Below are 11,919 nucleotides of genomic sequence, written 5' to 3' on the forward strand. Positions count from 1 at the left end.
GCGGCCATCAGGGCCACAGAACCAAAGATCGTAAAAGCATTGCCCCTTAACGGAGTAAGGTTATATCTCCCTTCCTGCTATAACTCTTTTTACGGCTTCCGCTCTCAAAGTTCAGCTGGTAGGTATAGGTACCCGGGTCTGCGGGTTGGCCCTTAGTGGTTCCATCCCAACTGTTCTTGTGATTTACCGTGCTGTAGACCAGTTCACCCCACCGGTTATAGATCTGCAGGCTATACCTGCTTATGGGACAGCTCCCGTTCACTATAGCTCCGAAAACATCATTGAGGCCATCGTTATTTGGCGAAAAGGCATTGGGCAATAATGGCACACAGTCACAATACAGGTCCAGGCCAATGTGTATCGTATCGCTGCTGCTGCAGGGCGGATCGGTTACCGTAACCCAATAGCGGCCGGTATCCTGCACAGTAAGTACCCGATCACGGCTTCCGGTGCTCCATTCGACCTGTGTACCTGCAGCTACATTAGCTTTAAGCGTGTAAGGGCCCGGTGCACACAGCATCACATCTTGCCCGAGGTTGGCCACCGGCATGGCTTTTTCCCGCACGAAAAAGCTATCGACGCGTGTGTGGCAGCTGCTCTTCTGATATACCCAGTAAATGCCGCTCTTCCCAACTTTGCGGAGGGTGCCGGCACTACCATCATCCCATTTGTACCCGCTATAGCCGGGTAATGCCGCCAGCGAAAGCGGGCTACCGGTACAGAATGTCGTATCGTTCCTGTAATAGAGCGTATCAGGTTTCCTGGCCTCGGCAATACTATTGGGAAAGCTACCGAGGGTATAGGGCTGTTCTCCGGGATTCGCAACGGCTAAAGGAATGGCCGAGTTATTGGGGCTACAAGCCATACCGGCCAGGTTGGGAAATTGTATACAGCCCAGGGAGGCGCCGAAGTACTGCCCGAAATAATAAAGCCTTCCGTTGGGTGCCCTTTTCATCGGCGAGGCTTCCAGCGGCGAAGCGACCTGCATGCCCGATGCCATAATAGCCGCTGCATTATTGCTGGTAATATCGTACTGGTCTATCCTTGTGTTAACCACGCCCATCGTTACCGAGTTGCCATTGGTGTATAGCTTGTTGTTATCCGGGGAGAAGCATACCGAAACGCAGCCCAATGCAGGATCCAGCAGTATGGGGTTGCTGATAACACCTGTAGCCGCATCAAAATCATATATTTCCGCGCCGTCACCGGCAAAGGCAAATTTCTTACCATCGGGTGATATGTCGCAATTGCTGGTGACTGATGTCGATACACCCGGTATGACCGAAATAACGGGATTAGGATTGACCCCGGCAGCATTGATCTCAAAAGCTTTGTAGCGGTTATCTTCCCCTGCACTCCTTAAGGGCATGGTGATCGCCCATACGTTACAATCCGTTCCGGCAACGCCTTGCAGGATCGGGGCAAGATTGGAATCGACAAAGATACCGTTGCGCCCCGCAACTACATCTCCCAGTCCGCCATTAAGGTCCATGTCGACGATACTGTAATACAAGGCGCCGCGGGGCTCTTCATACTCCCCCGTAATCGCAAAAATGTAATACTTACCGGCGCTATCCGGCATCGGAACAATCATGGTATTGACGGGGCAAAGTGCATAAACAGACAAGGGCAGCAAGTCAGTACCATTGGGCATCACCGTGTGGAAGCGGTCCCATACCTTATTGCCGTCTGTATAAAACAGGAGCTGGCCACTAAGATCGCAAACTGAAGCGCTGTTCCATGCCCCGGTCGGAAAGGCTACCGATACAAAAGATAAGGGTCCGGGTACATTAAAATCGAGCCCGTTGTATTGCGAATAGACCCATACATTTTCGCGTTGCGCCCGGGCCGGCAGATACCATAAGCTACAAAAAAGGAGAAGGAGAAAAATTTTACGCATGAAAGATAAGGTGATTTATGGGTTAAACATACAGGCTTACAGCCCTTGTGGAAATCCTTTAATAACAAGCACCGGCTTATGCGCGGGTACCCTTCCCAACAGGAAAGACACCGCGATGCAACGGTACCGATACCGGTATTAAAACAGGTACCGATACAGATAAGCGCCAGCGAAAGCAGAGCAAAATACAGTGCCCTAACTACAAGTAACAGAAGGATTTAAAATCCGTAGCATAGTGATCCCGATCCGCAGGCAAGCAGGACTGATCCGTAAAAACGCCGGCGAAAAAAAGCTGCAACAGTAACGTTATGCTTTTCGGATTTCCCGGCAAGCGTTATGCTTTCGGATATTAACCCGGTTGTATATAACCGCTGCTTCCGGAGGGAGAGATTGTGCCCGGGTCGATGTTAGCAATAAAGCGACCCCGGATAAAATTCGAACGCAGGTAACGGTACAGCGAGCCTACATGTAAAAGCCCCGGGGCGGATAAAACCATATCCGACCGGGGCTTTTATGATAACCCGGAATTATATACTCAGCATCGCTTTGAAGTGTTATGCGCCGTACTGCGGGAACTTTTATCTAAAGTGCGTCATAAATCTCCCATAAGGAGTCAGGCTCGAAACAAGTAATGAAAAAGTATCTGCGAAAGCTCAACCGCAGACATTGAATACAAAGGATAAGATCTTTGATATTCCTTGTATAAAAAAGGCAACGGCAACTTTCAGGGACGGCAACAATTGCCGTTATAAGCGTATGCTCCCTACCGGTCAGCATTTTTATAAAACCTGCTTCAAGTAACCTCAGTTTATTTTTATTATCGGCTGCCCAAAATTTTCCTCTCTTACGTTTATAACGGAAAGTAACAATGCAACTTATTGGAAAATCACTTCTACAGGTTGTGTTTGCTGTGTACGACTCATCTTTTTTAACCAGGTACATACGCTTGTTTTTAAACTTTGTTGCAGTTGGTCGCTCCAGGCGGAACCAATCAAGTTTTTCATTTTGCATAAATTTAGTTTTTCCAGCCATTCCGATTTTAAAGACAAAAAACAAGGCTATCCTTTTTGAGTTACATGTTTTGTACCACACGCACATACATCAGGTATGTCATTCAAAAAAAGGTAACAAAGCCGCAGGCGAATTATTGTTTATTAGCGATTGGGTAACCGGGCTAAAATATGCCCCCCTGTTCTGTAGCGGGATCGGCGTCAGTACGGAGCTAAAACGCGGGAGTCGGATAGCAACAGTCCAGCTGCGCGTATCGCCATAATTATCACCGAAAGCCAGGGCAGAACGGCTCATGCAGCAGATCATATCATGTTGCCATGAATTTATATCCGACACAACACAGCAACCGGCATATGCCTTTTTTTCATTATCCATTGCAGCCACATGCAAAGAGAAGTAATCGATTGCATACTCGATTACCCCAATAGAGGAGTATAAATACACCCTAATTCCAGTAGGTTATAATGATGCAGCAGTCGCCCAAAAAGGCAGATCAACCAACAAGCTGAGGTCCTGTAGATATGCATACGGCACACCCTAAAATTAGGGTGTGGTTATTCATCCTTATTGGCCTGGTAACTCATGCCAATGCTTGCTTTTCTTTGTGCCTGCATTATAACCGTGTATGCTTGAACCAGCGCATAGTATTCTTACGATCTTAAAGCGATTGCCGGGCTTGAGGCCGGATCACGGATAGATCTAATCTTAGAATAAAAACAGCAAACACCTAACAGGTTATTATTTCTCCTTTGCCCCTTTAATCTTCTACTTATGAAGCTTCAAATTTTTGTTTTGATTTTTCTATTTTCCTGGTGTACAAACAATCTTTACGGCCAGATAACGCCGGCCTGCACACCAACATTTACTTCAGGTTGCAACGGCTATCGCATCTACAGCTTTACCTATGCGGGTATTAACAATAGTCCTGCGGCGGCCAACTGCAGTGTGGCTAACTATTTAGGCCAGGTGGCGACCGTGCAACCCGGGGTTGCCACAGCTTATTCCATACAAATGGGCCTTTGGATGAATTACGCTATTTATGCCGACTTTAATAACAATGGTAATTTTAATGATGCTAATGAAATGCTTTATGCTTCCGGGGCCGCTCCTCCATGGAGCGCCAACGGCATGCTCAATGTGAGCGGCAATTTGACCGTTCCCGCGAGCGTACCACCGGGAAGCTATCGATTAAGGGTGCTCGGGGTTTGGGTTGGCCCGGCATTGGGGCCGTCCAGTGCCTGTAATACCTTCAACCTGGCTGGCGGCGGCAATTTCCACGACTATACATTAGTCGTCAATTGCCCTACTTTGCCGCCTGTACCTGCAGTGAACAATAGCAGCCGTTGCGGCCCTGGCACGCTTACATTAAGTTCGACGGGCGTAGCCGGCGCATCAATCAAATGGTACACTGCTCCCGGTGGCGGAACTGCGATAGCGACCGGCGCCAGCTTTACAACACCTTACATAAGTGCGGGCACAACCTATTATGTCACTGCTGCAATAGGCAACTGCGAGAGCAATCCACGTCAACCCGTTACCGCTTCGGTGTTACAATTACCGCCAGTCAATTTAGGAAATGATACTACAATCTGCCCCGGAGTATCTTATATTTTAAGTGCCGCCATGGCAGGCGCCGGCTATGTTTGGAATACCGGCGCAGTTACCTCTTCGATTACAGTGAACTCGGCAGATACTTATTCGGTGCGCTTAACCGATGCAAATGGCTGTGATAACTCCGATACAATCATTATTAAGCCTGCTAGTGTACCGATCCCTAACTTACCGGCAATAACCAACCTATGCAGCGGAAATACCGCCGCTCTCGATGCGGGCAATCCCGGCTTCAGCTACAACTGGTCGACCGGCGCCACATCCCGGATACTTCATGTGACTACCGGAGGCACCTTTGCAGTTGCCATAAAAAGTCAGGACGGCTGTCTGATTAATAGTAGTACTGATGTTATTATCCGTCCGCTTCCGGTTGTTGCTTTAGGTAATGATACCAATATTTGTAAAGGAGATCAGATAACTTTCGACGCGGGAAATCCCGGCTTGAACTACAGTTGGAATACGGGAAATATTTCACAAACAATAAATGTCTCAGATTCCGGCAGGTATACGGTTACGGTCACTACGCCATATGGCTGCGGTAATAGCGACAGTGTACATGTAGCATTTATTCCTGCACCCAGGGTACAAGGGTTTAACTTCATTCCCTTATTTTATGAGGAGATGGGTAAGGTTAAATTCCTGCCCCTTAACCCAACAAATGTGGACCACTATGAGTGGAATTTCGGAGATGGTAGTGCACCGAGCTTCCAGACGCAACCTATTCATACTTATACCGGAAACGGCGATTATAAAGTAACGCTTAAGGTGCTCAATGATTGCAACGATTTCGAAGTCAGCTTATGGATCAATGTTTCAGTTACAGGAATCGAAAATATAAGTAAGTCAATTGCCGATGTCTTATTGTATCCTAACCCTGCAAAGGAACAGACAGTTGTTGAAAGTAAGAATCATGACATTTCAATAGAAAGGATTATAGTTTTTAATACACTGGGAAAAGCGGTTTACGACATGAGCTACAAACCTACGCCAAAGAGTACCATTTCCATAAATCATCTCCCCAATGGCATCTATACGCTTAGCATAATAACAAATAGAGGAATAACAGTAAAAAAACTTAACGTGATGCGATAAACCTGTTTCTTCGCAACATGCAACGCACCGCCCTTCAAACACCACTATCTTTATGTGTTTTGGGCCGTATTATCAATGCCCCTGAAGCAAACAGGGCTTGGCTTTACATAGCAGTAGTATAGGCAATAAATCATTTTACCTATCCTTATCTATTTCCACGTAGAACAGGATATATCCTGCGGCTTACTCAATAAGTTGATAGCCTGATTCGCATATTTTACAGAACACTATTTATCGCAGCTCCTTACAGGTATGTATCAAAATATTCCCGGGTTTGCAAGCGCAAGTGTTACACCAATAACCTCCATTGTATTATGGTAATAGCTATTGTAGACGACCATAGACTGCTGACAGAGGCATTAAGCAATTGCCTCAGGAACAATACAACACTGGTACAGGAGGTTATGGTATACAACAGTCCTAAATCATTTTTGGATTTGCTGACCAAAGGTCTGCAAATCGACATTCTTGTTGCAGACTTAATAATGCCTGAAATACCGGGAATTGAATTAATAACCAGGTGCCTGCAAATGAATGCCGGGTCGCCTGATTTTAAAATTATTGTCATGACCTCGGTAACCAATCCGCAGATGGTAAGACATGTATTAAGTATCGGGGCTAAAGGATTCCTTACGAAAGACATAAGCCTTGAAGAACTCCAGCTGGCATTGGTTGAAGTATACCAGGGTAATCAGTATATCGCAAAAAGCGTCGAAAAAAAACTATTACGCTCATTTATAACAGAAGAGCAGATTAACTTCTATCTAACCCCGAGAGAAACACAGGTGCTGGCCCATTTATGTAAAGCGAAAACGGTAAAAGAAATTGCTTATGAAATGCAGCTAAGCCTCCATACGGTGTTATCCTACCAAAAAAATATCATGCGAAAATTCAAAATGAACCGGACCATCGACCTGGTGGCATTTGCCATAGAACATGGTATTTATTCAGAAACACACAATACATCTCCGGCGAACAGGCACAGGTGAACGCAGCAAACTATTAGAAAAGACATTAAGCTTTACAGACCGGCTACACCCAAACAACGCATTTTGTTCTATCGTAAAAGAGAGGATCACAAATACACTAAAACATGCGAAGAGTGACGGAATCATCCTGCAGGTAATGTTAACATACAAGACCCGCCATTTCCTACAACTACAATCAACACGCCACGGTTAAAGGACCGGCTTCTAAGCCGGTCCACATACATAGAGGGTTCTATAGCCCTTGATAAAGACTTCTTTTATCCGGTATTCTTTCGCCTACTTACCAGTCATGGTAAACTGATTGGTAAGCAGGCCCCGGCAGCTACCGCCATTTTCATCCGTAAATATGATCCGTAACAAGGGCCGGCCGCACTCTCTTACGGGAATAAAATTTAAGCTTAGTCCCCCGCCGATAATATCTGCATATCGCCTGCCGGCTTTAAATACGAATCCCTTTTTTATCTCGCCTACAATAGCGTTAAAAATCAGATGAGCCATCTCCTGTGGAATGGGAAAACAGATTTGCAGGTCAGGGTGCGCAAACGAATCTTCAATTCCATGTGTATGGAAGTTTATCCCGTATGGAAAGTCTTCGTCGTCAAAAACAAAATGAATGTACCATCCGTAACGAAACATCATGACACGGCTCCAATCCCTTAATTTACTTTGACGCGCTTCAAATTCAAGTCCTTTTTTTTCCATAATAGATTTATAAACAGCAGCCGGATAAGAAATTTTCCCCGTTAAATGGTGCTTGCCATTCAGCCAGGCGGCTGAAGGTCCATAGCCTGAAATTGGCATTATACCGGCCAGGAAAATTCACAAGCATCTGCCCGTTATGTAAACAAAGAAAAGAAATGAACGATACGCGTCGTTACACCAATACAGATGATGAAACGCACCCTAAATTTTAGGGAAGCCCAGATTTTTATGATTAAAAATTGCCGGTCTGTAAAGCAACCGGAGCCATTATTTATCAAAGCGATGTCCTGGCGGGATAAGATTTCTGTTGTGATGATGAAACAGGAAAGGAAATGACGATTGCCGACGCATTTTCTTTAGTATAGGTGAGTATTTGCGCTATCCCCAAAATAGGGGGGTATTCTTTCCCCCTTATTCGGGAAATATTTTCATGAACCAATTGCTTCTCTTTGTGACACTGCATTATTCCTGCAGCAACCACGATGACCAACTTTCTGAAAAGCCTTTTTTACCCGGCATCTTCAAGAGATGATACAGCGTTTATTGAACTGGAGATGCTCCTTTCGAAAGTCAGCCGCATGCAACAAAATTGCCGGGCCGACTTATCCTATATTATCAGTACTACCATTGCCGGGTTGCAGGATGCACTCAAGACTCCCAACCGGGAAATCAGCTTCGGCCAGGTACTCGATCATTGTTTTGCTTTAACCAACCAATATCTGCTTTCTGAAGAAGAACGGGAAGAAATGTTGTACCACCTCGAATTAGCCGCTAACATTATCGATTCAAAAACAATCAGGAAAAAGATCCTCGGTTTCTTCTACGAACAATAAAGTCTTCACAATTATCTGTCTTCTTTTAAATAACACCCAATGATTAATATTTACCGTCTATGTAGCATGTTTATGCTGTATGTCCTCACCGGCCATCCATTATCTGTTCAGGCCCAAAGCCCGGGCGGCGTGGCACAAGGTCTTACTGCCTGGTTCAAAGCCGATGCCGGCCTGACCCTGGCCGGCACCGCAGTTACCGCCTGGGCCAACCAGGCTGCCAATCCCAACCTGGCCAACGTAACCCAGAACGGCGGCGCCTCTGCTTTAACAGACAATATGCCGCTCCCATTTAACTTTAACCCCTATATCCAATTCAATAACGGATGCCTTAGTAAAGAGGTGTTGCCCGGGTTCGAATCGGTAATAAAATCCGATGCAGGTTCTATGTCGGGTATCGGAACAGGCTCCGACCAATTAGCTACCATAACGGCTAATTTTACAAATTCTCCCTGCAGCGCGAATAGATGCTGTAGCGGTATGCGGACTAATAGTTCTCAATTCGGGAATACAGGCGTTAACTGGTCGACCGGAGTGCCGGCCAATACAGGAAGCGCCAATTTATGGGGGCTGCGGGCCAGCACTGCAGGCATCATACAGCAGGAGAACACATTCAACGGCTTTAGGAAAACCGGTAGCTGCGGGACCCGAGGAAATGGTGCCTACCGCTTTGCAATAGGATCGTTTATCGGGTATTACTATGGCAATGGGCGTATCGCAGAAGTGGTCTGCCATAACCGGCAGTTAACTGCCGGTGAATTTAACCGCCTGGAAAGTTACCTGGCAGCCAAATACGGCGTTACGCTGGGCAATAATACGGAGCCGCGTAGCTACTATGCCTCCAACAACACCATAATCTGGACCGGAAGTAATACCCATCAGAACAGGGTTACCGTGATAGGCCGGGATGACACCTCCGGTCTCATACAAAAGCAGTCCAGGTCGGTACACGATGGTGCACTGGTAGCCATGTATCAGGATAATACTTACAACGGAGCTTTTCCTCCTATGAATGTAAATAACGCTACTATTTTCCAAAGAGATACTTCTTTCCTCACGTTTGGAGACAATGCAGCCGACACGACGCTCTCCTTATGCGGTCCGGACGACAGATGGGTTCGTATGCCCCGTACATGGAAGGTACAACTTACAGGTATCGCCGGAAAAACGACGTTGGCGCTTCAGCAGGCCGATGTGTCGCCGCAGATCGGCGCCCTGCTTGTGTCTTCAGACCCGGCATTCACAACGGGAGTTACCCTTATCCCCCTGCAGAGTAATGGTACCGAACTTTACGCATCCCATCAGTTTGCCCAGGGTCAGTACTTCAGTTTCGGCACCTTACCTATGACCATCAATGCCGTAACCGGTAACCCCGTATGCGACGGACAAAATAACGGCGCCATTGTATTGCACCCCACCGGCGGCGCACCACCGGCCACCTACAACTGGCATACCACACCGGCGCAAAGTACACGCGACCTTACCGGCCTCCCCGCCGGCGCCTATACGGTAACGGTAACCCATGGCAACGGATGTACTTTCGACACAACCATTATGGTAAAAGCCAACCCTGCACTTTGGGCCGGCATTGCCGGTATGGACGATGCCATATGTACCAGTGAAAACGGCCAGGTAATTGCGAAAGGTATCGGTGGCACTTCCCCCTGGACCTACAGCATTAACGGCAGTCCTTACGGAGCCGATGCAACTTTCCGTAGTCTGCCTCCCGGTATCTACCTGGTTTCCGTAAAAGATCAATATGGTTGCGAAGCTGACACAGCAGTAGATCTGAAGCGCGAGGAGTATATGCTGCAGATCGCCGCCGATGTTCAAAACGCATGGTGCGATGGTGGCGGTAAAGGCGGGCATATCAAACTGGAAGTAAGAACCGGGCTTGTTCCGTATCGTTATGACTGGAAAGAGTTCCCTTCAGTAAACGAACCTAAGATCAATAATCTCCCGAAAGGAAATTATACCGCCACCGTGACAGATCAATACGGTTGTACCGGTAATATAACACTGGCTATTGAAGAAAATCCTTGTTGTTACGTTGGCATACCCAATGCATTTTCACCGAATAATGACGGCACCAATGACCAGTTCGTACCGGTTTTCAGCAGCCCGGTATCCGGGTATATCCTGTCGGTGTTTAACCGGTGGGGTGAACGGATATTTTATACCATAACGCCCGGTCGCGGGTGGGATGGGACCAGGAATGGTAAGGCTGTGGATGCCGGCACTTATTATTACGACATTACCTACGTATGTGAATTTGAAAAAAAACAGGTGAACCGCAAAAGCGACTTGCTCCTGGTACGCTAGGGTTGAAACCTGCTGGGTTTATTTTGCAAATACCTTCCCTGTACCGGTATAGCATGGGTACAGGGAAGGCGCCATGGTTTTTAATCAGTTTGCATAACCGTGTTATGCCTGCTTATCATCCCGGTTAAACGCTTCCATTTCCTGGTAGAACTTCATGGCTTGCATTACTGATTTACCACCGGAACCCGCAATCATATTCCTGAACCACTTTTTGTCTAAGTTTTCCGGTTTCTGGTTTTTGTACAACCAATAGCTGAAATATATAAAAGCGCTGGTCAGTACCACCTGAAAAATGAGGTATCCGGACCCGGCTTCCCGTGGAAACCATTTATCGGACAAATAGAACGTGGTATAAAAAGGGAACTGCAAACACATCGTTTTAACGTGGCTGATTATGGATAATTGCAGTCGTGATAACTGTTGCTGAATCTCCATGATGCTGCCATTATAATTGATATGGTTAGTCCAAACCAGATGTTTAACGTAGTCTGCAAAGCCTTTTATATTAACTAAAGCGATTACCGAAATGGAAACAATAAAATAATTCCAGGCAGAGGAATAGTTGGACAGGGCATAAACCAATGCGTAACTTAAAAGAAGCAGATAAAATACGAAAGCAATAATGCCCGCTGTTTTTAGTTGTATCAATGATTTCAAAGAAGTCCTGGCTTTGTCATTAATAACTTCTTTTAACAGGAACTCATTAATGGCTAATGTCTTTTCGATTTTGGCATTTTGTTGTTTCCAGATATCAATCCATTCTGTATTTTCCATCTTATTGATTTCTAATTTGAGTAAATTTTTGTTTGAAGCTATTTTTGATGCGGTTTATTTTGGTGGCCACATTGGTTTCCGAAATACCTATAATTTGCGAAATTTGCTTGTGGCTCTTTTCTTCCAGGTAAAGCAGCATCAATGCTTTATCCAAATCTTTTAATTGCGCAATCATCTGTTGCAAAATACCCAGGTCCGTTTCCTGATCATCAAAACCATCATGGTCTGTGAAGTTGATAATTCCGTCTGTTAAGGGATTTGCTATTTTCTTTCTGCTATGCTCTTTCCGGTAAAATGATATCGCAACATTCAATGAAATCCGGTACATCCAGGTTGAATGTTTGAAATTGTCGTCATAGTCATCAAAGGATTTCCATAATTGAACAATAATTTCCTGGACGAGGTCTTTTCTGTCTTCAACACTTTTACAATACGCGTTTGCTATTTTGTAAAGGATACCCTTATTAGCCTGAATAACCGAGAGAAATATACCGGATTGATCAATTTTGTCCATTCTTGTTAGCTATCAGTGTGTGAACAGGGTAGTTGATTTTTTGCTTCTTTCTTATTTGATTTTTTACACTTTGATTAGCATAAGTATTGTCGTGGCTTCGTGTAGTTATCATTGCAATAGCCAATATTCCGTTTTCTCCATTTCCAGTTCGGTTAAATAATTAGCTGCTCAACC

The 11,919-nt window shown here is 45.7% G+C and carries 9 protein-coding genes; 4 read left to right on the top strand and 5 right to left on the bottom strand.

Annotated features, from left to right (window positions below; translation table 11 throughout):
* Positions 1-46 precede the first annotated feature (46 nt).
* Positions 47-1,900, bottom strand: a complete 1,854-nt coding sequence (locus B0I18_RS23910) for a T9SS type B sorting domain-containing protein (protein WP_106525300.1) — start codon at positions 1,898-1,900, stop codon at positions 47-49.
* Between the two features lie 582 nt (positions 1,901-2,482).
* Entirely contained in the window at positions 2,483-2,911 is a 429-nt protein-coding gene (locus B0I18_RS23915) for a hypothetical protein (protein ID WP_146146862.1), read from the bottom strand.
* Positions 2,912-3,682: 771 nt separating this feature from the next.
* On the opposite strand from B0I18_RS23915, the gene B0I18_RS23925 reads away from it, so the two are divergent.
* Complete coding sequence (locus tag B0I18_RS23925; protein ID WP_106525303.1) at positions 3,683-5,614, top strand: T9SS type A sorting domain-containing protein; 1,932 nt, start codon at positions 3,683-3,685, stop codon at positions 5,612-5,614.
* A gap of 314 nt (positions 5,615-5,928) precedes the next feature.
* The gene (locus B0I18_RS23930) at positions 5,929-6,603 is read left to right on the top strand and encodes a response regulator transcription factor (protein ID WP_106525304.1); all 675 of its coding nucleotides are present in this window, start codon (positions 5,929-5,931) and stop codon (positions 6,601-6,603) included.
* A gap of 276 nt (positions 6,604-6,879) precedes the next feature.
* Here B0I18_RS23930 and B0I18_RS23935 read toward each other — a convergent pair whose 3' ends face one another.
* Entirely contained in the window at positions 6,880-7,404 is a 525-nt protein-coding gene (locus tag B0I18_RS23935; RefSeq protein WP_106525305.1) for a DUF4262 domain-containing protein, read from the bottom strand.
* 383 nt (positions 7,405-7,787) lie between these two features.
* Here B0I18_RS23935 and B0I18_RS23940 point away from each other — a divergent pair, with 383 nt between their 5' ends.
* Together B0I18_RS23940 and B0I18_RS23945 are read left to right on the top strand one after the other, a co-directional pair.
* A complete protein-coding gene (locus B0I18_RS23940; RefSeq protein WP_106525306.1) occupies positions 7,788-8,138 on the top strand; it encodes a hypothetical protein in 351 nt (116 codons plus the stop codon).
* Between the two features lie 72 nt (positions 8,139-8,210).
* Positions 8,211-10,457: a DUF8202 domain-containing protein gene (locus B0I18_RS23945; RefSeq protein WP_181358605.1), complete on the top strand. Its 2,247-nt coding sequence runs from the start codon at positions 8,211-8,213 to the stop codon at positions 10,455-10,457.
* 102 nt (positions 10,458-10,559) lie between these two features.
* On the opposite strand, the gene B0I18_RS23950 is transcribed toward B0I18_RS23945, so the two are convergent.
* Together B0I18_RS23950 and B0I18_RS23955 are read right to left on the bottom strand one after the other, a co-directional pair.
* Positions 10,560-11,231, bottom strand: a complete 672-nt coding sequence (locus tag B0I18_RS23950; RefSeq protein ID WP_106525308.1) for a hypothetical protein — start codon at positions 11,229-11,231, stop codon at positions 10,560-10,562.
* Between the two features lies 1 nt (position 11,232).
* Complete coding sequence (locus B0I18_RS23955) at positions 11,233-11,745, bottom strand: RNA polymerase sigma factor (RefSeq protein ID WP_106525309.1); 513 nt, start codon at positions 11,743-11,745, stop codon at positions 11,233-11,235.
* Between the last annotated feature and the right edge of the window lie 174 nt (positions 11,746-11,919).

This window comes from Taibaiella chishuiensis (assembly GCF_003014535.1).
Lineage (GTDB): Bacteria > Bacteroidota > Bacteroidia > Chitinophagales > Chitinophagaceae > Taibaiella > Taibaiella chishuiensis.

Excerpts from the sequence above, each read along its gene's own strand:
- B0I18_RS23945 (WP_181358605.1), top strand. The coding sequence starts at position 8,211 with ATGCTGTATGTCCTCACCGGCCATCCATTATCTGTTCAGGCCCAAAGC.
- B0I18_RS23940 (WP_106525306.1), top strand. The coding sequence starts at position 7,788 with ATGACCAACTTTCTGAAAAGCCTTTTTTACCCGGCATCTTCAAGAGAT.
- B0I18_RS23935 (WP_106525305.1), bottom strand. The coding sequence starts at position 7,404 with ATGCCAATTTCAGGCTATGGACCTTCAGCCGCCTGGCTGAATGGCAAG.
- B0I18_RS23930 (WP_106525304.1), top strand. The coding sequence starts at position 5,929 with ATGGTAATAGCTATTGTAGACGACCATAGACTGCTGACAGAGGCATTA.
- B0I18_RS23910 (WP_106525300.1), bottom strand. The coding sequence starts at position 1,900 with ATGCGTAAAATTTTTCTCCTTCTCCTTTTTTGTAGCTTATGGTATCTG.
- B0I18_RS23915 (WP_146146862.1), bottom strand. The coding sequence starts at position 2,911 with ATGCAAAATGAAAAACTTGATTGGTTCCGCCTGGAGCGACCAACTGCA.
- B0I18_RS23955 (WP_106525309.1), bottom strand. The coding sequence starts at position 11,745 with ATGGACAAAATTGATCAATCCGGTATATTTCTCTCGGTTATTCAGGCT.
- B0I18_RS23925 (WP_106525303.1), top strand. The coding sequence starts at position 3,683 with ATGAAGCTTCAAATTTTTGTTTTGATTTTTCTATTTTCCTGGTGTACA.
- B0I18_RS23950 (WP_106525308.1), bottom strand. The coding sequence starts at position 11,231 with ATGGAAAATACAGAATGGATTGATATCTGGAAACAACAAAATGCCAAA.